This window comes from Caballeronia jiangsuensis (assembly GCF_046030135.1).
Classification (GTDB): domain Bacteria; phylum Pseudomonadota; class Gammaproteobacteria; order Burkholderiales; family Burkholderiaceae; genus Caballeronia; species Caballeronia jiangsuensis.
On sequence record NZ_JAQQDB010000010.1, the window covers coordinates 162,756 to 186,339 of the forward strand.

A 23,584-nucleotide genomic window follows, 5' to 3' on the forward strand; every position below is an offset into this window, starting at 1 on the left:
AAGAACCGCGTGGAAGGGCAGGCGAAGCCCCCATCAATCCTCGTGATAGACATTCGACTTGCGCGTGTCCTTCACGAACAACATGCCGATCACGAACGTCGCCAGCGCGATCACGATCGGATACCACAGGCCAGAGTAGATATCGCCCCTGGCCGCGACGATCGCGAAGGCCGTCGCCGGCAGGAAGCCGCCGAACCAGCCATTGCCGATGTGATACGGCAGCGACATCGACGTATAGCGGATCCGCGCCGGGAACATCTCGACCAGCATCGCCGCGATCGGCCCGTACACCATCGTCACGAAGATCACGAGGATCGTCAGCACCACGATCGCCATCGGCCAGTTGATCAGCGCCGGATCCGCCTTCGCCGGATAGCCCGCGCTCTTCAGCGTGCCGGCGAGCGTCTTGTCGAACGCCGCGCCTTGCGCCTTCGCGTCGGCGGCCTTGCCGTCGTACGTGTTCACCACCGTCTCGCCGACCTTGATCTGCGCCTGCGTGCCCGCGGGCGCCGCCACGTTCTCATAGTTCAGACCCGCCTTCGACAGCGCGCTCTTCGCGATATCGCAGGAGCTCGTGAACTTCGCCGTGCCCACCGGATTGAACTGGAACGAGCACTCGTCCGGATTGGCGATCACCACGATCGGCGACTTCTGCGTCGCGGCTTCGAGCGTCGGGTTCGTGTAGTGGGCGAGCGCCTTGAAGAGCGGGAAGAAGCTCAACGCGGCGATCAGACAGCCCGCCATGATGATCGGCTTTCGCCCGATGCGGTCCGACAGCGAACCGAAGAACACGAAGAACGGCGTGCCGATCAGCAGCGCCACGGCGACCATGATGTTCGCGCTGGTGCCATCGACCTTCAGCGTCTGCGTCAGGAAGAACAGCGAATAGAACTGGCCCGTGTACCACACGACCGCCTGGCCCGCCGTCAGACCGAAGAGCGCGAGCAGCACGATCTTCAGGTTCTTCCACTCGCCGAACGCTTCCGTGAGCGGCGCCTTCGAGGTCTTGCCTTCCGCCTTGATGCGCTCGAATACCGGCGACTCATGCAGCTTCATGCGAATCCACACGGACACAGCGAGCAGCAGGATCGACACGAGGAACGGGATGCGCCAGCCCCACGCGCCGAACTGTTCTTCGCCCATGATCGTGCGCACCGCGAGAATCACGATCAGCGAGATGAACAGGCCGAGCGTCGCGGTGGTCTGGATCCACGCCGTCCACGCGCCGCGCTTGTTCGAAGGCGCGTGCTCCGCGACGTACGTCGCCGCGCCGCCGTACTCTCCGCCGAGCGCGAGACCTTGCAACAGCCGCATCGCGATGAAGATGACCGGCGCCGCGATGCCGATCGTCGCGTATCCCGGCAGGAAGCCGATCAGGAACGTCGACAGACCCATGATCACGATGGTCACGAGGAACGTGTACTTGCGCCCGACCATATCGCCGAGCCGGCCGAACACGATCGCGCCGAACGGACGCACCGCGAAGCCCGCGGCGAAGCCCAGCAAGGTGAAGATGAAGCCGGCCGTCGGATTGACGCCTGAAAAGAAAGTCTTGCTGATATAGACGGCGAGCGAGCCCGCCAGATAGAAGTCGTACCATTCGAACACCGTGCCGAGCGACGAGGCGAAGATGACTTTCTTCTCCTCCGCCGTCATCGGTGCGTGTGACACGCGCCCCTCAACCGTAGCCATGTATCGTCTCCTGATTTGAATTTTCGAATACATCGGTCCGCGACTAGGCGGCTCCGGTGCAAAGATTATTGGAACGAAAACTTACGGCGTTCTGACGCGGTGACTGACGGGCAACATCGAGGGTATAACTGGCATGTTCGCGGAATTGGCGGGCATGTGTTTCGAACGATCGTTTAAATTCTTTTAATCTCGTTCTTCTCGCGCGGGCAAACGCGCTGCGCGAGACTTACGCTCAGGGTTTGTCCCGGGCAGGAAAAACCCGCTGGAGGCTCACCCTTACGAGGGTTCCGGCGAGTCTCGGGCTCTCCTGATACACATGATCCTCGATGGCGAGCGAGCCGCCGTGCATCGTCGCGATCTCCTTCACGATCGCAAGGCCGAGTCCGCTGCCATCGCCCTCGCGCCCGAGTATGCGATAGAAGCGTTCGACCACGCGCGTGCGCTCCGCTGCCGGAATGCCGAGGCCCGTGTCTTCCACTTCGAGATGCACGAGATCGAGATCGTTATCGTCGGTCCGCACGCGCACGGTGATGCGCCCGCCTGCCGGCGTGTAGCGGATCGCGTTGTCGATCAGGTTCGACAACATCTCCCGCAACATCACGACGTTGCCTTCCACCTCGACCGGAAACGGCGGCTCTTCATAACCGAGGTCCATGCGCTTCGCGAGCGCGGCCTGCACCCAGTCGCGCACGGCGAGCCGCGCGAGATCGGTCAGCACGATGGGCGTGAATATCTGCCCCGTCGCACGATTCTCGGCGCGTGCGAGCGCGAGCAGTTGCGTCACGAGGCGCGCGGCATGCTCGGAACTCATCGCGATCTGTTCGAGCGAGTGCTGCACTTCCGTCGATACATCCTGGCGCATCGCCAGTTCCGCCTGCATGCGCAGGCCCGCAAGCGGCGTCTTCATCTGATGCGCGGCATCGGCGATGAAGCGCTTCTGGAACTCCATGTTCTGTTCGAGGCGCGTGAGCAGATCGTTGAACGACGCGACGAGCGGCGCGATCTCCGGCGGCGCGCTGCCCGCCTGGAGCGGCGAGAGATCGTCGGGGCGGCGCGCGCGGATGTTCGACTGCAGCGCATGCAGCGGCGCGAGCCCGCGCGACAGCCCGAACCATACGAGGATGATCGCGAGCGGCAGGATCACGAACTGCGGCAGGATCACGCCCTTGATGATGTCGTTGGCGAGCTGGCTGCGCTTGTCGAGCGTCTCGGCCACCTGCACGAGCACCGGTTGCGCGCTGTCTGGATCGCGGCCGGGCGCAAGGCCGGGCAGATCGACAGTCGTATACGCGACGCGGATGTCGTTGCCGCGCAGCACATCGTCGCGAAACTCGACGATGCCCGGCTGCGGACGATCGTCGTCGTGCGGCAAGGGCATGTCGCGGTCGCCGCCGACCAGTTCGCCGCGCGTGCCGAGCACCTGGAAGAACACGCTGTCGACGTTGTCGGCGCGCAGGAAATCGCGCGTCGCGTCCGGAAGCCGCAATTCGGCGACGCCGTTGACCGGCTGAATCTGGCGCGCGAGCACGTAGGCGTCGGCTTCGAGCGCGCGGTCGAACGGCCCGTTCGCGATCGACTTCGCGACGAGATACGTCACCGCGATGCTCATCGGCCAGAGCAGCAGCAGCGGCGCGAGCATCCAGTCGAGAATCTCGCCGAAGAGCGAGCGCGGATGCGTCTCGTCGTCGGGCTCGAGTTCGTCGGGCGGCGCGAAAGGGTTGGCATAGCGCGCGTCGCGCTGGGCGTCGGAATCGTCGGCGCTCGCTTTTGCGTGATTATTTGACTTTCGCGACTCGGGCGATTCGGTGGAAGCGGGCGACGCCATGCAGGCTACTTATAGTGTTGGCCGGCGGCGACGCCCGACGGTTGCGGGCCCGCGCCGTTCGTGCCGGGCGCCGTGACGCCCGCTTTCTCCAGCGTGTAACCCAGGCCGCGTACCGTGATGATCTTCGCGCCGCTCGGCTCGATCTTTTTGCGCAACCGGTGCACGTAGACCTCGATCGCGTTATTGCTGACTTCCTCGCCCCATTCGCACAGGTGATTGACGAGCTGTTCCTTCGACACGAGCCGGCCGGTTCTTTGCAACAGCACTTCCAGCACGCCGAGCTCGCGCGCGGACAGATCGATGACCTGATCGCCGATCGTCGCGATGCGCCCGACCTGATCGAAGGAAAGCGAGCCGTGCTTGACGACCGTCGGGCCGCCGCCCGCGCCGCGCCGTGTGAGCGCACGCACGCGTGCTTCGAGTTCGTTTAGCGCGAAGGGCTTGGCCATATAGTCATCCGCGCCGAGGTCGAGGCCCTTGACGCGTTCATCGACGCTGTCGGCGGCGGTCAGGATCAGCACGGGCATCTGCGAGTTGCGCGCGCGCAGGCGGCGCAGGACTTCGAGACCGGACATGAGCGGCAGGCCGAGATCGAGTATCAGCAGGTCGAAAGTCTGCAGGGAAAGCGCGGTGTCCGCCTCGACGCCATGCTTCACATGGTCGACGGCGTATCCCGATTGGCGGAGTGATCGGACGAGGCCGTCCGCGAGTATGCTGTCGTCTTCGGCAATGAGGATTCGCATCGTCGTGTGCGCCTTATATTGCCGGCACCGTTTGTCGCCCGGCGCGGCGGTCTCCAGGTGTTTCGTAGTTTTAGCGCGTCTCGCGCGGCGTGGAAAAAAAGCTGCGCCACGCGGTTGCATGCTTGCAAAAACTACTGTTTTTTTATACAGTGTCTGCGTGAGTGTGAAGCGTGGTTTCGTATGCTCGATCGAGCAACGGAAAAGCCCGTGAACACTGCCTCAGACGCCGTTCATCATAGCAAAGGACGATTCATGGAAGAAAGCAAGAAAGGCCCGGCTGGAATGACTGCGGAAAAGAGCAAGGCCCTGGCCGCCGCGCTCTCGCAGATCGAAAAGCAATTCGGCAAAGGGTCGATCATGCGGCTCGGCGCAGGTGAGGCGGTCGAAGACATTCAGGTGGTTTCCACCGGTTCGCTCGGACTGGACATCGCGCTCGGCGTCGGCGGCTTGCCGCGCGGCCGTGTCGTGGAAATCTACGGTCCGGAGTCGTCGGGCAAGACCACGCTCACGCTGCAAGTGATCGCGGAGATGCAGAAGCTCGGCGGCACGGCGGCGTTCATCGACGCAGAACACGCGCTCGACGTGCAATACGCGCAAAAGCTCGGCGTGAACGCGCAGGATCTGCTGATCTCGCAGCCGGACACGGGCGAGCAGGCGCTGGAAATCGCGGATGCGCTGGTGCGCTCCGGCTCCATCGACATGATCGTCATCGACTCGGTCGCGGCGCTCGTGCCGAAGGCGGAAATCGAAGGCGAAATGGGCGACTCGCTGCCGGGTCTGCAAGCGCGTCTGATGTCGCAGGCGCTGCGCAAGCTCACCGGCACGATCAAGCGCACGAACTGCCTCGTGATCTTCATCAACCAGATTCGCATGAAGATCGGCGTGATGTTCGGCAACCCGGAAACCACCACGGGCGGTAACGCGCTCAAGTTCTATTCATCGGTGCGTCTGGATATCCGCCGTATCGGCTCGATCAAGAAGAACGACGAAGTCATCGGCAACGAGACGCGCGTGAAGGTCGTGAAGAACAAGGTGTCGCCGCCGTTCCGCGAAGCCATCTTCGACATCCTGTACGGCGAAGGCATCTCGCGTCAGGGCGAAATCATCGATCTCGGCGTGCAGGCGAAGCTGGTCGACAAGGCCGGCGCCTGGTATAGCTATAACGGCGATCGCATCGGTCAGGGCAAGGACAACGCGCGTGAATTCCTGCGCGAAAATCCGGACATCGCACGCGAGATCGAGAACAAGATCCGCGCATCGTTGGGTGTCGCCGCGTTGGGCGAAGCTGCTGTCGCAGGCGCTGCAACGGCCGACGACGAGTAAGCATCAGGCTTGAAGGACGATGCAGAAGCGTCGGTTCGGATCGAAGGCTGACACGGCGGATGAAGGAACCGAAAGCGGTTCCGACTCTGCCGATCGCTACGAACGAAGCAGCGAGCGGCGTGGTGCATCGTCGAAGTCGAGCGGCTTCAAACGCAGTAACAAGCAGCGCGCCGACGCGAAGTCATTCGCGTCGGCGCGTCGCGTTTTTGAGCCAGTCAAAGACGGCGAAAGCAGCGAGGATGCGAGCGATCGCGCCGCGCGTCTGGAGCAAGCGCGCGCCTTGCTGAAGCAGGCGACCGAGCAGCCGAAGGCACGTCCCGTTGATCGCGCGTCGCAGCCGGCCACGCCCGCAAGCAAACCCTCCGAACCCGATCTCACCCCCTTCACGGACCCGTTCGAAGACGCCGATCCTTTCGAGCCCTTCGAGCAATGCGCGCCTGCCGGGCCGGCACCTGTCGAATCGGCCGAACCGGTCTACAGCCGCTCCAGTCAACGCGCCCGAAAGCCTTCGGCGAGCGAAGTCAACAATCCCAAACGCCCGCAGCGCTCGCTGAAAGGGCGTGCGCTCGCGTTTCTCTCGCGGCGCGAATACAGCCGGGCGGAGTTGTCGCGCAAGCTGCGCCCGTACGTCGATGAAGCCGATTTGCTCGAATCGCTGCTCGACAGCCTCGAACGCGATGGCTGGCTGTCGAACGAACGCTTTGTCGAGAGCGTCGTGCATCGGCGGGCGTCGCGAATGGGCGGCAGCAGGATCATCAACGAGCTGAAGCGCCATGCCGTCGGCGATGAGCTCATCAGTGAAACCGCTGACAAACTCGCGCAATCCGAAACCGCGCGCGCCCAGGCCGTGTGGGAGAAGAAGTACGGCGTGCCGCCCGCGACGCCTGCGGAACGTGCGAAGCAAGCGCGCTTTCTGGCCGCGCGCGGCTTTTCCAGCGGCACCATCGGGAAGATACTGAAGGGCGGCGACGAGGACTGGAGCGAAGACATCGTCGACGACTGAATGTCGGCCTGTCTCTGCCGAAACCGCACGCACGTTTCATTCGTGGAACGCATGTCCGGCTCCAAATACCCAATATGCTAAAATTCCACGGTTTCCCCCGTACCGGCTCACTTCCAGCATGCCTCTCTCGCCTCCCGCTCCCCGACAATTGCGCCACCGTCGCGCGATTAGGCTGGAAGCGTTCGAGCGTGACGACGGCCTCTGGGATATCGAAGCCTGTCTAACCGATGAGAAGCCGCGCGACTTTCGCCTCGCCACGGGCGTCCGGCCACACGGCCTGCCGATCCATGAACTCTGGCTGCGCATCACCATCGACCGCAAGCTCACCATCGTCGACGTCGAAGCATCGTCGGACTGGTCGCCCTATGGCGCGCTGTGCGCCGAGTCCAATCCGGTCTATCGCAAGCTCATCGGGCTCAATCTGCTCCAAAGTTTTCGCCGCGAAGCCACCAGACTGCTGCGCGGCGCGGCCGGCTGCACGCATCTCACCGAACTGTGCGGCGTCCTGCCGACCGCAGCCATTCAGGCATTCGCCGGCGACGTCTGGAAGATCGAAGACGGCAATCCGTTCAATCAATCCGACGCCGCCAATCCCTCCACGACCGCACCGCAGGACGAGCCGCCGTTTCAGCTCGGCCGATGTCACGCGTTGCGTTTCGACGGCCCCGCGGTCAAAGAGTATTACCCGCGCTGGTTCGGCCACGCACCCGCCGGTCAAACGGACACCGGCACAACGGTACAGGACAGGCCGGAGACAAAGTCCGCCTCGTAGCGCGCAGGCAGCGCTTGCGCGCACGCATGGAATTCAAACAAGAATCGAAAAATAAGCGGTTCAAGCACATAGAAGTTCACTCCAACTCTCAGACTGAAGGAATCACGCATGAAGATTCACGAGTACCAGGGTAAGGAAATCCTGCGGAAATTCGGCGTCGCGGTCCCGCGCGGCAAACCCGTGTTCTCGGTGGATGATGCGGTCAAGGCCGCGGAAGAGCTGGGCGGCCCGGTTTGGGTCGTCAAGGCGCAGATTCACGCCGGCGGCCGCGGTAAGGGCGGCGGCGTGAAGGTCGCGAAGTCGATCGAGCAGGTCCGCGAATACGCGAACCAGATCCTCGGCATGCAGCTCATTACGCACCAGACCGGCGCCGAAGGCCAGAAGGTGAATCGCCTGCTGATCGAAGAAGGCGCGGACATCAAGAAGGAACTGTACGTCGGCCTCGTGCTCGACCGCGTTTCGCAGAAAGTCGTCGTGATGGCGTCGAGCGAAGGCGGCATGGACATCGAAGAAGTCGCGGAAAAGACGCCCGAGCTGCTGCACAAGTTCGCCGTCGAGCCGTCGACCGGTCTGCAAGATGCAGACGCCGATGACCTCGCACGCAAGATCGGCATTCCGGACGCATCGATTCCGCAAGCGCGCGCGATCCTGCAAGGTCTGTACAAGGCGTTCTACGAAACCGACGCGTCGCTCGCGGAAATCAACCCGCTGATCCTGACCGGCGAAGGCAAGGTCATCGCGCTCGACGCCAAGTTCAACTTCGATTCGAACGCGCTCTTCCGTCACCCGGAAATCGTCGCTTACCGCGATCTGGACGAAGAAGATCCGGCTGAAGTCGAAGCGTCGAAGTTCGACCTCGCGTATATCTCGCTCGACGGCAACATCGGCTGTCTCGTGAACGGCGCGGGCCTCGCGATGGCGACCATGGACACCATCAAGCTGTTCGGCGGCGAGCCGGCCAACTTCCTCGACGTCGGCGGCGGTGCGACGACCGAGAAGGTGACCGAAGCGTTCAAGCTGATGCTGAAGAATCCGAACCTCAAGGCCATTCTCGTGAACATCTTCGGCGGCATCATGCGCTGCGACGTGATCGCGGAAGGCGTGATCGTGGCGTCGAAGGCCGTGGACCTGAAGGTGCCGCTCGTCGTGCGCATGAAGGGCACGAACGAAGACCTCGGCAAGAAGATGCTGGCCGACTCGGGCCTGCCGATCATCTCGGCGGACAGCATGGAAGAAGCCGCGCAGAAGGTCGTCGCGGCAGCCGAAGGCAAGTAAGCGCGGTTTCGCTTACCGAGCCTAAGAGAGCGTTCCACCAGATACGAATGGCGGTCGCCGAGCGCGAGCTTTGGCGACGCCAAACGAACAGAGGTCACTACATGTCGATTCTGATCAACAAAGACACGAAGGTCATCACGCAGGGCATCACCGGCAAGACCGGCCAGTTCCACACGCGCGCGTGCCGCGAATACGCGAACGGCCGTGAGGCGTATGTCGCGGGCGTGAACCCGAAGAAGGCCGGCGAAGACTTCGAAGGCATTCCCATCTACGCGTCCGTCAAGGAAGCGAAGGCCGAAACCGGCGCGACCGTTTCGGTCATCTACGTGCCGCCCGCGGGCGCAGCCGCCGCGATCTGGGAAGCCGTCGAGGCCGATCTCGACCTCGCGATCTGCATCACGGAAGGCATTCCGGTTCGCGACATGCTCGAAATCAAGGACCGCATGCGCCGCGAAAACCGCAAGACGCTGCTGCTCGGACCGAACTGCCCCGGCACGATCACGCCGGACGAGCTGAAGATCGGCATCATGCCGGGTCACATCCACAAGAAAGGCCGCATCGGCGTGGTGTCGCGCTCGGGCACGCTGACGTACGAAGCAGTCGGTCAGCTGACGGCGCTCGGCCTCGGCCAGTCGTCGGCGGTGGGTATCGGCGGCGATCCGATCAACGGTCTCAAGCACATCGACGTGATGAAGATGTTCAACGACGATCCGGACACGGACGCCGTCATCATGATCGGCGAGATCGGCGGTCCGGACGAAGCGAACGCCGCTTACTGGATCAAGGACAACATGAAGAAGCCGGTCGTCGGCTTCATCGCGGGCGTGACGGCGCCCCCGGGCAAGCGCATGGGCCACGCTGGCGCGCTGATCTCGGGCGGTGCGGACACGGCGGACGCCAAGCTCGAAATCATGGACGCGTGCGGCATCAAGGTCACGAAGAATCCGTCGGAGATGGCGCGTCTGCTGAAGTCGGTTCTCTGACATCGAGCGGGCAAATTACGCGAGGGTTTGGTACTCTTACTGATTCCTTTCGTATATAAGCCAACAAAAAGCGAGGGAGCATTGCTTCCTCGCTTTTTTATTTCTGCCTCATGTTTGAATTCTTTTCGACGCTTCACTGGGGCGCGGTCGTCCAGATCATCGTGATCGACATTCTGCTCGGCGGCGACAACGCCGTCGTGATCGCGCTCGCGTGCCGTAATCTCCCGGATCAGCAGCGCACGCGAGGCATCGTGCTCGGCACGCTCGGCGCGATCATCCTGCGTGTCGTGCTGATCGCGTTCGCCGTGATGCTGCTCGACATTCCGTTCCTCAAGTTCGTGGGCGGCATGCTGCTTTTGTGGATCGGCGTGAAGCTGATGCAGCCGGATCACGACGAACACGAGATCAACGCATCGGACCGTCTGTGGGCCGCGGTGAAGACGATCATCGTCGCCGATGCCGTGATGAGCCTCGACAACGTGATCGCGATCGCCGGCGCGGCCGAAGCCGCCGATCCGCGTCATCGGCTCGCATTGGTGATCTTCGGGCTGATCGTGAGCATTCCGCTCATCGTGTGGGGCAGCACGCTGGTGCTGAAGCTGCTCGACCGTTTTCCGGCGGTCGTGCTGGTCGGCGCGGGCCTGCTCGGATGGATCGCGGGGGGACTCATCATCGACGATCCGTTCATCGACCGATGGCCCGCGCTCAATACCGAGTTCGCCGGATATGCGGCGCGCGTCGCCGGGGCGTTCCTGGTCGTCGCGCTGGGCTGGCTGCTCAAACGCCGCGCGCTCGCTGAGGGCAATCGCGCGGCCGGCTGACCGCGCGTCCGCGAAATCTCCTAGGCCGTTCGGCCGACTGTTGCTCGTTGCGCTCCCTCAATACGATCGAAGCGTCCTGATCGCATCTCGCGGCAGGGCGCTTTTTGATTTCCTGGAGCAGCAATGACGACGATGGCTTGTGATTTGGACGCGCCGCGCGAACGGCGCGCATGGTGGTTCGGACGGCGCGCGGAAGAAGTTCAGACGCGCGGCTTCACGCTGATCGAACTGATGATCGTGCTTGCGATCGTCGGTGTGGTCGCGGCGTATGCGATACCCGCGTACCAGGATTATCTGGCGCGAAGTCGCGTGGGCGAGGGCATCACGCTCGCGGCGGCGGCGCGGCTCGGGGTCGCGGAGAACGCGGCGAGCGGCGCGGATCTCGCGGGCGGCTTTGCGTCGCCGCCGGGCACGCGCAACGTCGAGTCGATTCACGTCGATAGCGACACCGGGCAGATCACGATTGCGTACACAACGCGCGTCGCGCCCGAGGGTTCAAACACGCTCGTGCTCGTCCCTTCGACACCCGATAACGCCGATACCCCGACCGCGCGCGTCGCGCTGAGCCGCGGCGTCGTGCAAGCGGGATCGGTGACATGGGAATGCTTCGCGGCAGCGAAAACGGATTCGTCGCTGCCCGCGCCGGGCGCCGGCCCATTGCCTGCGCAGGCGGCAACGCTCCGCGCGAACCTTGCCCCGCCGGAGTGCCGCGCGTAAGCGGTGCGCAAGATCGCGACGAATGGGGAAGCGCGGCGGCAGGATTTACGGCGCCGCCGCGTCGATGCAGCGTCGTTTTTGCGCGAAAAGCAGCGATTTCGTAGCAATTCCGGCCGTTCGACGGACAGCGGGGGCAAAGTTTTGTATAGTGCGCCGGTTGCCGACGTTCCCTGTCCCTATGCCTTCCCAATACGCACGCTTTCTCTGTTTTGCCGTCTTGTGTCTTGCGTTGACGATTCCCTTCGCGGTCGTCAACCACACGTATCCGATTCCGACTTTCTACGCCGAATACAACGCGCTCGCGCTCTATCTGGCGCTCGGCGCGACGGTCGCGCTTCTCGTGCGCGTGTCCGAGCCGAAAGTGCCGTTCGCGTCGCCGGTCGTCGCGCTGATGCCGCTCGCGTTCGGCGTACTGCTCGTCGCGCAGACGCTGCTGTTGCCGGTCGCTCAGCCATCGATGAACTGGCTCGGCGGCGCGTATCTGCTCGCGTCGTTCGTCGTGGTGCATACGGGCTTCGGACTCGTGCGGGCGGGGCTCGCGGAGAAGACGCTGAGAATCGGCGCGGCTGCGTTGATGGTCGGCGGACTGTTCGCGGTCTTCTGCCAGATCGTGCAGTTGCTGCATCTCGAAGTGAAGTTCACGCCGTTCGTGGTCGCGTACAACGTGATGGTCGAACGACGTCCCTTCGGCAACATGGCGCAGGCGAATCACCTCGCGACCGTGATCGCGTTCGCGCTGGCGGGGGCGCTGTATTTCGTGCAGGCGCGGCGGCTCCCGATCGTGCTGTGGCTGATTCTGTCGGCGGCGTATTCGCTCGGTCTCGCGCTCACGGTATCGCGCGGACCGTGGCTGCAGACAGCCGTGATCGTCGTCGCCGGATTCTGGATGGCCTTCGTGATCGGGCGTCCGGTCGCGTCGGAAGGTTTCGACGGGCCGGGCCGTCGCGATGTGCGCGCGTGGATCGTCCCGGTTCTGCTTGCAATCGTCTTCTTCGCCGTGAACGCGGCGGTGCGCTGGGCGAACGTGCGCTACGACTTCGGTCTTGCGCAATCGGCGGCGGAGCGCATGCAGGAAGCCAGTCAGATCGCGCCGCGCTTGGCGCTCTGGAAATACGGCTGGACGATGTTCAAGACGCATCCGCTGCTGGGCGTCGGCTGGGGCGAGTTTCCGCGTTATCAGTTCGATCTCGTTCGCGATCTCGGCGGCGTGGAGATCGCGAATAACGCGCACGACATCTTCATCGACCTGCTCGCGAAAACGGGCGCGCTCGGCATGGCGATTCTCGTCGCGGGCATCGTGTTCTGGCTGATCCGCGTGCTGCGCGCGCCGCAGACGCCGGCGCGCATTTTCGCGCTGTCGCTGCTCGGCGTGCTGATGATGCACGCGCTCGTCGAGTATCCGCAGCAGTACATGTTCTTTCTGATGCCGGCGATGCTCGTCATCGGGCTCCTGGAGACACGGCCGCTGCGGCTCGTCGCGCGTCCGCTGTCGTATGGCGTGTATGTCGTGCTCGTGCTCGGTGGGCTGGCGGCGCTTTATCCGACGCTGCGTGATTACAATCGCGCCGAAGTGCTCTATTACGGCTCGCGGCCCGCGGAGCAGTATCGCGACAATCCTTCGTTCCTGTTCACGGCATGGGGCGAATACGGCGCGGCGACGCTGCTGCCGATCAACGCGCAGAACGTCGAGGAGAAGCTCGCCGCGCACCGGAAGGCGATCGCGCTGTTGCCGGGCGAAACGGTGTTGCGCCGATACGCGGTGCTGCAGGCGCTCGCCGGACAACGCGCCGAAGCGCTCGACACGATGGCGCGCCTGAAGATTTTCGCGATGCAGCTACACGACTGGCCAAAGCAGCTTGCTGCCGTCTACGATCTGGTCGATGAAGCCGGCACGTCGCTGGCTCCCTTCAGGGCGGATCTGGTGAAGCTGTATGGGGTGCCGGCGCAGAGTCAGGTGCCGTCGGCGGAAGACGACGAGGAGTGAGGATGGTCAGGGTGTCGGCGCTGTTTGATCTGCCGCCACCCAGTCGCCCGACTTCCCGCCATGCTTCTCCATCACGCGCACGTTCGTGATGGTCATCCCGCGATCGACCGCCTTGCACATGTCGTAGACCGTGAGCAAGCCGACCTGCACGGCGGTCAGCGCTTCCATCTCCACACCGGTGCGCCCGACCGTCTCCACGCGCACTTCGCAATGCACGCCGGGTAGCGCTTCATCGATCGTGAAATCTACCGCGACGCGCGTCAGCGCCAGCGGATGACACAGCGGGATCAGATCGGCGGTGCGTTTCGCGCCCTGAATCGCGGCGATGCGCGCGACGCCGAGCACGTCGCCTTTCTTCGCGCGGCCTTCGCGAATCAGCGCGAGCGTGCCGTCGAGCATCGCGATCGAGCCGCGCGCCACGGCGACCCGCCGCGTTTCGTTCTTCGCGCCGACATCGACCATGTGCGCCTCGCCGGCGGCATCGAAATGGGTGAGTCCGGACATAGCGTCTCCTTCGAATGGGCGCCTATCATACCAGCGTGATTTCGCGCGGTTTTTCGCGAAACGTCGCGTCGTCCACAGCCACGCACGGCCGATGCGAGACGCCCCACACGCAACACTTGATACGATAAGCTCGTTTTAGTTTTCGAGCCGACCATCGGCGCTTCGACCGTTTCGCGCCATGCATCCGACACGTCCGAGCCGCGTGCTCATCTCCCTGCTGTGCGTCGCCCTCGCCATGCCGCCCGCGGCGCTGGCGCAATCGGGCTCGCCTTCCGCGAACGCGACCGGCACGCTCGCGGCGTCGCAATTGCGGTCATCGCAGGAAAATGTCGGTAGCGACGTGCCGGCCAACGTCGCGGAAGGCGTTTTCGGCGTCTACGGCGGCGCCGAAAGCCGCTTCGCGAATCGACCCGGCACCATGTCCGGCCTGCGCGCGCCGCTTTCGTCGGTGCAACTTCCGGATCTCGGCGATGGCTCCGGCGGCTCGCTCACTCCGCAGGCCGAGCGCAAGGTCGGGGAGCGGATGATGCGCGAAGTGCGCGCCGATCCCGACTATCTCGACGACTGGCTGTTGCGCGACTACCTCGATTCGATCTCGTCGAAGCTGTCCGCCGCCGCGGCCGTGCAGTATCTCGGCGGCTATCGGCCCGACTTCGACCTGTTCGCCGTGCGCGATTCGCAGATCAACGCGTTCTCGATGCCGGGCGGCTTCATCGGCGTGAATACGGGTTTGATCGCCGCGACGCAGACCGAGTCGGAACTGGCGTCGGTGATCGGCCACGAAATGGGGCACGTGCTTCAGCGTCACATCGCGCGCATGCTCGGCACGCAGGAAAAGAGCACTTACGCGGCGCTTGCCGCGATGGTCGCCGGCATGCTCGCGGGTCTGCTCGCGCATAGCGGAGATCTGGGCATGGGCATCGCGATGGGCGGCCAGGCGTTCGCCGTCGACAATCAACTGCGCTTCTCGCGCGCGGCCGAGCACGAGGCCGATCGCGTCGGCTTCCAGATGCTCGCCGCCGCCGGTTACGACCCGTACGCGATGGTCGCGTTCTTCGAGCGCCTCGACCGCTATTCGATGGCCGATAACGGCGTGCCGCCGTACGTGCGCACGCATCCGCTCACGACCGATCGCATCGCCGACATGGAAGGCCGCGCGCGGCGCGTGCCGTACCGTCAGCCGCGTCAATCGGCGGAATATGCGTTCGTGCGCGCCCGCGCGCGCGTGCTGCAGGTGAACTACGCGAGCGACTATCGCGAAGTCGCGAGCCGGCTCAAATCGGAAATCGAGGATCAGACGGCGCTCAACCCGGCGTCGAACTGGTATGGGATCGCACTCGCGCAATCGTTGATGGGCAATTACGACGCCGCCAGCGACGCGCTCGCCAAAGCGCGCAAGCTGTTCGAGGGCGAGGAGGCGAGCACGGCGGCGGCATCGGCGCAGGTTCGGCAGGAGGATCGCGCGCGGCCATCGCAGGAAACGGTGCCGACCGCGCCGCCCGTGACGTCACGCAAGGGCGGCGAGCAATCGCTGCGCAACGCGGACCCTTCGATGATCGCGACGCCGCTCAACAACGCGCGCGCAGCGCTGAATCTCGGCAACGCGCCGCAGCCCGACTCGACGCCAGCGAAGCCGTCTCGCGCGAGCAGCGACATCGCTCTGCCGCCGGTTCACGTCGAAGGCCGGTCGGCGCCGGTGTCGGCGACGAAGGCCCCGCCCGCGCCGCCCGCGCTACGCAGCACGCCGAGCCTCGACGTGCTGGCGGCCGACATCGCGCGCCGCGCGGGCCGCAACGACGACGCTATCCGTCTCGCGGACATCGCGCAGAAACGCTGGCCGGAATCGCACGCTGCCATCGACGTGCATTTGCAGGCGCTGCTTTCCGCACGCCGCTTCGCCGAAGCGCAGACGCTCGCACGCCGCGGGACGCGCGCCGAGCCGGCGCGGCCCGACTGGTGGTTCTATCTCGCGCAGGCGAGCGCCGGTCTCAACGATCCGCTGCAACAGCATCAGGCGATGGCCGAGAAGTTCGCGCTGGACGGCGCATGGCCATCCGCGATCCGGCAACTGAAGGAAGCGCGCGATGTGAAGACCGCCAGCTTCTACGATCTCTCGACGATTTCCGCGCGCCTGCGCGATTTCGAGACGCGCTACAAGGAAGAGCGCGAGCTGGAGAAGAACAGCTAGATCAGTCTTTCTTCGCGGCGGCGCGGTCGGCGGGACTCGCCACGAAACCGAAGCGCGTCGCGACGTCGGCGCGCGCGATCGGCTGCACGGGCAGATCGACGCCATCGCGCCAATGGAACACGCCGCCCTTGCCCGCATCGTCGAGCGATGCGTGATTCGCGAACACTTCGATATCGTGATCGTGCAGGGCGGCCACGCGCGCGGGCGATGCGTCGTCGGAAAAGAGGATGCCGCCTTCGTCGTCGATGAACGCGTGCGCAGGCCCGAACGACGCCCCGGCCTGATCGGTCAGGCGCAACGCGCCGTCCGCCGCGTGCAGGCGCACGATCCACGGCGTGTACGCCAGTTCTACGTACACGCGCTGCGGTCCGTTCTGGAAGAACCACTGACCGTCGGCATCGCTCTCGTAGTTGCGATTGATGAAGCCCAGCAGCGCTTCATGCCGGATCGGCGTGCCGAGTTCGCCGGCTGCCTGCGCGGCGTCGTCGCGCATGCGCCACTGGCCGCGCCGGTCGAGCAGCAGCCAGCCTGTGCAATGCGGAACGTTGGGCCATTTGGCGAGCGCCTGCCTGACGATTTCATCCATGATGGTTCACGAAACGAAGTTCTCCAGATAGCCGAACACCCGCAGCGACAGCCAGTCGATCCGGCCGGGAAACGGCCCCGTCATGAAGCCGACGTGCCCGCCGTGATTCGGCTGGTCGAGCGTCACGCGCGCCGACACTTCGGCCACCGAAGGCAGCGCGAACTCGGGCAGGAACGGATCGTTGCGTGCGTTCAATAGCAGCGCGGGCACTTCGATGTGCTTCAGATGCGCGCGGATGGTCGCCGTCGACCAATAGTGATTGGTGTCGCGAAAGCCGTGCAGCGGCGCGGTGACGACGTTGTCGAACTCGTATAGCGTGCGCGCGGCGAGCACGGCGTCGCGATCGTAAAGACCGGGATACTGGCCGAGCTTCGCGAGCGCCTTCTTCTTCAGCGACTTCAGGAAGCTGCGCGTATAGACCATGCCGAAACCCCGCGAGATCGCGAGGCCGCCCGCGTGGACGTCGAGCGGCGCGGAGATGGCCGCGGCGGCACTGACGATCGACGCATCCTTGCCGTTTTTGCACAGCCAGTGCAGCAGCACGTTGCCGCCGAGCGATACGCCCGCCGCGACGATCGGCCCGGGATGCGATTGCGCGAGCCGACGCAGGATCCAGTCGACTTCGGCGCTGTCCGCGAGATGATAGAAGCGCGGCAGCAGGTTGAGCGGGCCGCTGCAACTGCGAAAATGCGGCACGACGCCGTGCCAGCCGCGCGCGCGGGCGGCGGCCATCATCGTGCGGGCGTAGTGCGAGTCGGAATTGCCTTCGAGGCCGTGAAAGAGCACGAAGAGCGGGGCGTTCGCGGCGGGTTCGTCGCCGGGATCGTGCGTGAGGAAATCGAGATCGATGAAATCGCCATCGGGCGTGTTCCAGCGCTCGCGGCGATAACTCACGGCGGGCTTGCGGCCGAACAGAGCTGGGACGATGGTCTGCGCATGGCTCGTCGGCAGCCAGCGCGGCGCGTTATAGAGCCAGTCCGCGCCCGGCAGCCCCGGCACGCGCGCGGTTGCCTTCAGTGCTACGGCAGGCGCTTTGTCCACGAATGACGAATCGTGTTTCAACAACGGATCGCGCTTCATGGCCCCTCCCCGACAGACGTCTTCTTCAGCGCTTCAAGTCTTCAGTGCAGCGGTCCCTGACCATGACGCAGCTTCGCCGCGAACTGGCCCGCCGTTTCCATCGGCATCTCGCTCGCGTGAATATGCGCGATGCGCCATTCGCCGCGCTCGTGAACCATCACGTAAGTCGTGTAGATCATGCGCGGTACGCTCGCCGGCGCGGCCGGCTGATGCGCCTCGGCGATCGCATAAACGACCGTGCCCAGGCTGTCGTACACGCGGATATCGAGCGGCTCGATGGTCACCGCCTGCGTTTCGAATTGCTTGCCGAGACCGGCGCGGATGCTTTCCAGCCCGTGCAGATGCGTGCCGTCCGCGCAGACGCAGGCGGCGAAATCCTCGTCGATCCACAGCGACATCACACTGTCGATGCTGTTGTCCGCGACTGCCTGATAGTAAGCGTTGAGAGTATCGGCGGCGGCTTCGAAGAGGCGGGCGAAACGTGGCATGGCTCGTGGGTCTCTGGCATTCGGTGCTGCGCGCCGCTCGAAGCCGCTGATGGCGGCAGGCAACGGAACGGCGCGCTGCATCGGTCATTGGTCAAAGCATGCCCCCGTTCGGAGACATTCGCGTGTCCGCACCCGCACACACGGCTGGAAACCGTCTTGTTGGACACGCGTTTTGACGCGTGAGCGCAACATCAACGATGCGCGAGCAGCATCCCTCGCAGATCGCCGAAGACCTGTTCGGCCGAGAGTTCGCGCAAGCAGTTCAGATGGCCGAGCGGACACTCGCGGGCAAAGCACGGACTGCATTCAAGATGCAGCCATTGTACCTTTGCGAGATCGGACAAGGGCGGCGTGTGGCGCGGATCAGTCGAGCCGTAGACCGCGACGAGCGGCCGGCGCGACGCGGCCGCGACGTGCATCAGGCCGGAATCGTTGGTGACGACCGCGCTTGCCCGAGAAATGAGCGCGCACGCTTCGCCGAGCGAGGTCTGGCCGCACAGGTTGCGGACCATCGGCGCGCGCTCCGCGATGGCCTGCGCGATCGGCGCGTCCTTCTTCGAGCCGAGCGCGATGATGCGCGCATACGGGAACGACTGCGCGATGAACTGCGCGAGCGACGCAAAATGCTCCGGCGGCCAGCGCTTGGCCGGGCCGTATTCCGCGCCCGGACAAAACACGACGAGCGGCGCGCGCGTGTCGAGATCGAAGCGCGTCGAGACGCGCGCGGCCTCGTTCGGATCGGATTCGAGACGCGGCACGGGAAGCGTCTGCGCGTCGGGCGCCGCGGCCGCTTCGGGCTGGGCGAATCTGTCGACGAACGGCAGCTTCGCGCCCGGCGTGTAGGCGAGCGCGGCGTAATGCGCGGTCATCGGGGGGCGCTCGGTCTTCGGCGGATTCGCGTGGCGCACGTTCAAGAGCCCGTAGCGGCTCTCGCCCTTGTAGCCGATGCGCAAGTTGATGCCCGCCATCCACGGAATCAGCGCGGATTTGACGGAGTTGGGCAGCACGTAGGCGGCGTCGTAGCCGACATCGCGCAAATCGCTCGCGAGCTGCCAGCGGCGCAGCAGTTGCAGCTTGCCGTGGGCGAGGTCCGTCGCGTAGACATCGCGGATCTCGGGCATGCGTTCCAGCACGGGCGCGACCCAGGTGGGCGCGACGGCATCGATCGCGATGCGCGGATGGAGCTTGCGCAAGAGCGTAAAGAGCGGCTGCGCCATCAATGCGTCACCGATCCAGTTCGGTGCTATAACCAGCGCACGGCGCATCTTTCGTTATCCGATCTCAAAATAAACGCGGCCCACCGCCTTGGGGCGGGCCGTCGATTGGTGTGGGTTGACGTGCGCCGATGCTGCGCGGCGCAAACGATCAGGGCGCGGCCGGCGCCCGGCGGCTTTCAGTGGCCGCCCTTGAGCACTTCGCCGTCTTTCAGCTTGTAGCGCGTGCCGCAGTACGGGCAGCGCGCTTCGCCGTGGGTCACGTCGATGAACACGCGCGGATGCGTGCTCCAGCGCTGCATTTTCGGGTTCGGGCAGAAGGCGGGCAGGTCCTTCGCCGACAATTCCACCAGCGGCATTTCCTTCAGGTCGCTCATTGCTATCTCTTGTCAGATGTCCAGCGCGCGGCGAGCGTTCGGCCCGCCGCGTCGCATGAGGTCGATTAAACCTTCGCGAGCCAGCTCGCGTACTTCTCGTTCTTGCCGCCGACGACGTCGAAGAACGCACTTTGCAGCTTTTCCGTGATCGGGCCGCGCGCGCCGGAACCGATGGTGCGGTTGTCGAGCTCGCGGATCGGCGTGACTTCGGCGGCGGTGCCGGTAAAGAACGCTTCGTCGCAGGTGTAGACCTCGTCGCGGGTGATGCGCTTTTCGATGACCGGGATGCCGAAATCGCGCGCGAGCGTGATGACGGTATCGCGCGTGATGCCGTCGAGGCACGACGCCAGGTCCGGCGTGTAGATCTTGCCGTTGTTCACGAGGAAGAAGTTCTCGCCGGAGCCTTCGGACACGTAACCGTCCACGTCCAGCAGCAGGGCTTCGTCGTAACCGTCGGCGACGGCTTCCTGATTCGCGAGAATCGAGTTCACGTACCAGCCGGAAGCCTTCGCGCGCACCATCGACACGTTCACATGATGGCGCGTGAACGACGACGTCTTCACGCGGATGCCCTTCGCGAGGCCGTCTTCACCGAGGTACGCGCCCCACGGCCAAGCGGCGATGGCCACGTGGATCGTGTTGCCCTTGGCCGAAACGCCGAGCTTTTCCGAGCCGACCCAGATGATCGGGCGGATGTAGCAGCTTTCCAGGTTGTTCGCCTTGACGACTTCCAGTTGCGCGGCTTCGAGCGTGGCGGCGTCGAACGGGACGTCCATCTGGAAGATCTTTGCCGAGTTCAGCAGGCGCTTCGTGTGTTCTTTCAGGCGGAAGATGGCCGTGCCCTGTGCGGTCTTGTACGCGCGCACGCCTTCGAAAACGCCCATGCCGTAGTGCAACGTGTGGGTCAGAACGTGGATCTTGGCATCACGCCAGTCGATGAGCTTGCCATCCATCCAGATCTTGCCGTCGCGGTCGGCCATTGACATACGGTTCTCCTAGCTGTCTCGGTTCAAGTGGGTTTCGGCAGGCCGCCCGCGTTCTGAAAGGCAGCGGCGCCCGGCGCGCTTTCTTGCGTGGATTCCGTGGGGAAGACGCGCGGCGAGGGCGCAAAGGCAGCGAAAGACCGTCATTTTAGCGTCTTTTCGCGACGAAACCGATCTTGGAGCGCCTTTCACGACGCTATAATTTGCCTTTCGCCGTCCGCTGAAAAATAGCGGAACGAAACGGCGAAGCTCACCATTCCCGATTTTCCCGGTTTTTCCCGATCCATCGCGCAATCGATCGAGGCCGCGCAATGGCATCACGGGTTGTCCTGTTCGCCTCGCATTCGCTCATGCTCGACCGGCTGTCAGACACGAATCGCCGCGCGTTTTTCGAGGGCGTGCGCACCTTCTCGCCCGCCGTCCTGGCGACGTTCTCGTGGGGTCTCGTGACCGGCATCGCGATGACGAAGTCCGTGCTGACCGTGCCGCAGGCGCTCGGCATGTCGTTCGCGGTGTACGCGGGCTCGTCTCAACTCGCGGTGCTGCCGCTCTTCGCCGCGAAGCTGCCGCTCTGGACCATTCTCCTGACCGCCGCGATGGTCAATCTGCGCTTCGTCATCTTCAGCGCGGGGCTCGCGCCGCATTTCGCCTATCTGCCGCTCAAGCGCCGTCTGGTGCTCGGCTATTTCAACGGCGACATCATCTATCTGATGTTTTCGAAGCGAAATTTTCCGGTCGGCTGGCAGCCCGGCAAGGAAGCGTTCTTCTGGGGGCTGGCGGTGTCGAGCTGGTTGTCGTGGCAGAGCTCGTCGGTGATCGGGATTCTGCTCGCGAGCCTGATTCCCGATAACTGGGGTCTCGAACTCGCCGGCACGCTCGCGCTGATTCCGCTCATCGTTTCGGCGATCGCGACGCGCTCGACGCTCGCGGCAGTCGCCGTCGCCAGTGTCGTCGCGCTGCTGGCGTTCGATCTGCCGTATCGCTTCGGCCTGCCGCTCGCGGTGTTCGCGGCGTTGCTCGCGGGTACGCTCGCGGACGTGATCGCGGAACGTACAGGGCCGAAGCCAGTCGCCGGTAACAAGGACGACAAGCCCGCCGCCACGAGGCCCCTCCGATGAGCGCGCTGCACGTCTGGCTCGCGATTCTCGGTATGGGCCTCGTCACCGCGGTCACGCGCGCGCTCTTTCTGATCGGCGGCGAGCGCATGGTGTTGCCGCCGCGCGTGCAGCGCGTGCTGCGCTACGCGCCGGCCGCGGCGCTCGCGGGCGTCGTCGTGCCGGATCTGCTGGAGACGTCCACGGGCATTTCGCTCGCGCTGTCGAATCATGCGCTATGGGCGTCGGCGGCCGGGCTCGCATACTACCTGTGGCGGCGCGGCATGATGGGCACGATCGCCGTCGGCATGCTCGTGTTCACGCTGCTGCGGCTCGCGGTGTGAAGTCGCCGCGCGTGATGAATGCGTCGTCGCCAAATACGCGTCATCAACGATTGCCCGCTAAAAGCCGTCAAGGCGATCGGTTAAAATGATGGTCTTTCCCGAGTGAGCGAGGTCGAAAGTGTGTCCGGCAGTCACCGCGCTACGATTTTCCAATCCGCCGCTCCCGGCTGCGTGCACGCGCCCGAGCGCGCTTCGCGCACATCTCCGGATTCATCTGTCCGATCCCTTTTTTCCGCTTCCGGCACGCGCGTTCGGCTTCACCGCGCGGCCTTCGCCTCCAGCCTGATCCGCGCGCGAGCCGTCCTGCCCGGCGGCCCGCACGCGGCGACTCCACGAACCGGCCGCCCCGACGGCCGTCCCCGCCCGAACCGCTTCTTTACCTACGTTGACTCCCATGACGAAAGTACTGCGTTTCACCGATCTGATCGCCGAAGGCAAAGTCTCCGGCAAGCGTGTGTTCATCCGCGCGGATCTCAACGTGCCGCAAGACGATAACGGCAACATCACCGAAGACACGCGCGTGCGCGCCTCCGTCCCGGCGATCAAGGCCGCCCTCGACGCGGGCGCGGCCGTGATGGTCACGTCCCACCTGGGCCGTCCGACCGAAGGCCAGTTCAAGCCGGAAGACTCGCTCGCGCCGGTCGCGGCGCGCCTGTCGGAACTGCTCGGGCGCGACGTGCCGCTCGTCGCCGACTGGGTCGACGGCGTTCAGGTCCAGCCGGGCAACGTCGTGCTGCTGGAAAACTGCCGCTGCAACAAGGGCGAGAAAAAGAATGACGACGCCCTCGCGCAGAAAATGGCGAAGCTCTGCGATGTCTACGTGAACGACGCGTTCGGCACCGCGCACCGCGCCGAAGCCACGACGCACGGCATCGCGAAGTACGCGCCTGTCGCGTGCGCGGGCCCGCTGCTCGCCGCCGAACTCGACGCGCTCGGCAAGGCGCTCGGCAACCCGAAGCGCCCGCTGGTCGCGATCGTCGCGGGCTCGAAGGTGTCGACCAAGCTCACCATTCTGAAGTCGCTCGCCGAGAAGGTCGATCAATTGATCGTCGGCGGCGGCATCGCGAATACGTTCATGCTGGCGTCGGGTCTCAAGATCGGCAAGTCGCTCGCGGAAGCCGATCTCGTCGACGAAGCGAAGGAAATCATCGAGCAGGCGCGCACGCGCGGCGCATCGGTGCCGATTCCGAGCGACGTCGTGACGGCGAAGGAATTCGCGCCGACCGCGAAGGCGGAAATCAAGCCCGTCGCGGATGTCGCCGACGACGACCTGATCCTCGACATCGGCCCGGATACGGCCAAGGCGCTCGCGGCGCAGCTCGAAACGGCCGGCACGATCGTCTGGAACGGCCCGGTCGGCGTGTTCGAGTTCGACCAGTTCGGCAACGGCACGAAGACGCTCGCGCAGGCGATCGCCAGTTCGTCGGCGTTCTCGATCGCGGGCGGCGGCGACACGCTCGCGGCCATCGCGAAGTACAACATCGCCGACAAGGTGAGCTACATCTCGACCGGCGGCGGCGCGTTCCTGGAGTTCCTGGAAGGCAAGACGCTGCCCGCGGTGGAAGTGCTCGAGTCGCGGGCTTAAGGC

22 protein-coding genes are annotated in these 23,584 nt (G+C 64.6%); 12 read left to right on the plus strand and 10 right to left on the minus strand.

Annotated features, from left to right (window positions below; genetic code table 11):
* Nucleotides 1-33: 33 nt before the first annotated feature.
* The 3 genes from PQR08_RS13210 to PQR08_RS13220 all read right to left on the minus strand — a co-directional run bounded on the left by PQR08_RS13210 (nt 34) and on the right by PQR08_RS13220 (nt 4,260).
* Nucleotides 34-1,692 (minus strand): MFS transporter, encoded by a 1,659-nt coding sequence (locus PQR08_RS13210; protein WP_035497809.1) that lies wholly within the window; start codon nt 1,690-1,692, stop codon nt 34-36.
* Nucleotides 1,693-1,924: 232 nt separating this feature from the next.
* Nucleotides 1,925-3,517: a sensor histidine kinase gene (locus PQR08_RS13215; RefSeq protein WP_238284920.1), complete on the minus strand. Its 1,593-nt coding sequence runs from the start codon at nt 3,515-3,517 to the stop codon at nt 1,925-1,927.
* 5 nt (nt 3,518-3,522) lie between these two features.
* On the minus strand, nt 3,523-4,260 hold the full coding sequence (locus PQR08_RS13220) for a response regulator transcription factor (protein ID WP_238209841.1): 738 nt from the start codon (nt 4,258-4,260) through the stop codon (nt 3,523-3,525).
* 252 nt (nt 4,261-4,512) lie between these two features.
* Here PQR08_RS13220 and recA point away from each other — a divergent pair, with 252 nt between their 5' ends.
* The 8 genes from recA (at nt 4,513) to PQR08_RS13260 (ending at nt 13,138) form a co-directional block, all read left to right on the plus strand.
* Nucleotides 4,513-5,583: a recombinase RecA gene (recA, locus tag PQR08_RS13225; protein WP_035497811.1), complete on the plus strand. Its 1,071-nt coding sequence runs from the start codon at nt 4,513-4,515 to the stop codon at nt 5,581-5,583.
* A gap of 19 nt (nt 5,584-5,602) precedes the next feature.
* Nucleotides 5,603-6,586: a recombination regulator RecX gene (gene recX, locus PQR08_RS13230; protein WP_408161383.1), complete on the plus strand. Its 984-nt coding sequence runs from the start codon at nt 5,603-5,605 to the stop codon at nt 6,584-6,586.
* A gap of 118 nt (nt 6,587-6,704) precedes the next feature.
* A complete protein-coding gene (locus tag PQR08_RS13235; protein WP_238209846.1) occupies nt 6,705-7,358 on the plus strand; it encodes a DUF2889 domain-containing protein in 654 nt (217 codons plus the stop codon).
* Nucleotides 7,359-7,466: 108 nt separating this feature from the next.
* The gene (gene sucC / locus PQR08_RS13240; RefSeq protein WP_187607583.1) at nt 7,467-8,633 is read left to right on the plus strand and encodes an ADP-forming succinate--CoA ligase subunit beta; all 1,167 of its coding nucleotides are present in this window, start codon (nt 7,467-7,469) and stop codon (nt 8,631-8,633) included.
* Nucleotides 8,634-8,734: 101 nt separating this feature from the next.
* Nucleotides 8,735-9,616, plus strand: coding sequence for a succinate--CoA ligase subunit alpha (gene sucD, locus PQR08_RS13245; RefSeq protein WP_035497975.1), 882 nt, complete (start codon nt 8,735-8,737; stop codon nt 9,614-9,616).
* A 110-nt stretch (nt 9,617-9,726) separates the two neighbouring features.
* Complete coding sequence (locus tag PQR08_RS13250) at nt 9,727-10,437, plus strand: TerC family protein (protein ID WP_187607584.1); 711 nt, start codon at nt 9,727-9,729, stop codon at nt 10,435-10,437.
* 123 nt (nt 10,438-10,560) lie between these two features.
* The gene (locus PQR08_RS13255) at nt 10,561-11,154 is read left to right on the plus strand and encodes a pilin (protein WP_187607585.1); all 594 of its coding nucleotides are present in this window, start codon (nt 10,561-10,563) and stop codon (nt 11,152-11,154) included.
* A gap of 178 nt (nt 11,155-11,332) precedes the next feature.
* On the plus strand, nt 11,333-13,138 hold the full coding sequence (locus tag PQR08_RS13260) for a PglL family O-oligosaccharyltransferase (protein WP_408161384.1): 1,806 nt from the start codon (nt 11,333-11,335) through the stop codon (nt 13,136-13,138).
* 6 nt (nt 13,139-13,144) lie between these two features.
* Here the strand turns inward: PQR08_RS13260 and moaC are convergent, their stop codons facing one another.
* Nucleotides 13,145-13,642 carry a cyclic pyranopterin monophosphate synthase MoaC gene (moaC, locus tag PQR08_RS13265; protein WP_408161385.1) on the minus strand — a complete coding sequence of 166 codons (498 nt, stop codon included), beginning with the start codon at nt 13,640-13,642 and terminating at the stop codon, nt 13,145-13,147.
* 178 nt (nt 13,643-13,820) lie between these two features.
* On the opposite strand from moaC, the gene PQR08_RS13270 reads away from it, so the two are divergent.
* Complete coding sequence (locus tag PQR08_RS13270) at nt 13,821-15,830, plus strand: M48 family metalloprotease (protein WP_408161386.1); 2,010 nt, start codon at nt 13,821-13,823, stop codon at nt 15,828-15,830.
* 1 nt (nt 15,831) lies between these two features.
* Here the strand turns inward: PQR08_RS13270 and PQR08_RS13275 are convergent, their stop codons facing one another.
* From PQR08_RS13275 to PQR08_RS13300, 6 genes are all read right to left on the minus strand, one after another.
* Nucleotides 15,832-16,416 carry a DUF2946 family protein gene (locus PQR08_RS13275; protein WP_371880149.1) on the minus strand — a complete coding sequence of 195 codons (585 nt, stop codon included), beginning with the start codon at nt 16,414-16,416 and terminating at the stop codon, nt 15,832-15,834.
* A 6-nt stretch (nt 16,417-16,422) separates the two neighbouring features.
* The gene (locus PQR08_RS13280) at nt 16,423-17,496 is read right to left on the minus strand and encodes a YheT family hydrolase (RefSeq protein ID WP_408161387.1); all 1,074 of its coding nucleotides are present in this window, start codon (nt 17,494-17,496) and stop codon (nt 16,423-16,425) included.
* A gap of 41 nt (nt 17,497-17,537) precedes the next feature.
* Nucleotides 17,538-17,984 (minus strand): nuclear transport factor 2 family protein, encoded by a 447-nt coding sequence (locus tag PQR08_RS13285; RefSeq protein WP_238209855.1) that lies wholly within the window; start codon nt 17,982-17,984, stop codon nt 17,538-17,540.
* A gap of 191 nt (nt 17,985-18,175) precedes the next feature.
* The gene (waaF, locus tag PQR08_RS13290; RefSeq protein ID WP_035497822.1) at nt 18,176-19,249 is read right to left on the minus strand and encodes a lipopolysaccharide heptosyltransferase II; all 1,074 of its coding nucleotides are present in this window, start codon (nt 19,247-19,249) and stop codon (nt 18,176-18,178) included.
* Nucleotides 19,250-19,377: 128 nt separating this feature from the next.
* The gene (locus PQR08_RS13295) at nt 19,378-19,575 is read right to left on the minus strand and encodes a zinc-finger domain-containing protein (protein ID WP_008351333.1); all 198 of its coding nucleotides are present in this window, start codon (nt 19,573-19,575) and stop codon (nt 19,378-19,380) included.
* Between the two features lie 65 nt (nt 19,576-19,640).
* Nucleotides 19,641-20,561, minus strand: coding sequence for a branched-chain amino acid transaminase (locus PQR08_RS13300; RefSeq protein ID WP_187607592.1), 921 nt, complete (start codon nt 20,559-20,561; stop codon nt 19,641-19,643).
* Nucleotides 20,562-20,908: 347 nt separating this feature from the next.
* On the opposite strand from PQR08_RS13300, the gene PQR08_RS13305 reads away from it, so the two are divergent.
* The 3 genes from PQR08_RS13305 (at nt 20,909) to PQR08_RS13315 (ending at nt 23,581) form a co-directional block, all read left to right on the plus strand.
* Entirely contained in the window at nt 20,909-21,676 is a 768-nt protein-coding gene (locus PQR08_RS13305) for an AzlC family ABC transporter permease (protein WP_408161400.1), read from the plus strand.
* Nucleotides 21,673-21,996: an AzlD domain-containing protein gene (locus tag PQR08_RS13310; RefSeq protein WP_187607593.1), complete on the plus strand. Its 324-nt coding sequence runs from the start codon at nt 21,673-21,675 to the stop codon at nt 21,994-21,996. Before PQR08_RS13305 ends, PQR08_RS13310 begins: the two co-directional genes overlap by 4 nt.
* A gap of 394 nt (nt 21,997-22,390) precedes the next feature.
* Complete coding sequence (locus tag PQR08_RS13315) at nt 22,391-23,581, plus strand: phosphoglycerate kinase (RefSeq protein ID WP_408161388.1); 1,191 nt, start codon at nt 22,391-22,393, stop codon at nt 23,579-23,581.
* The last annotated feature ends 3 nt before the right edge of the window (nt 23,582-23,584 follow it).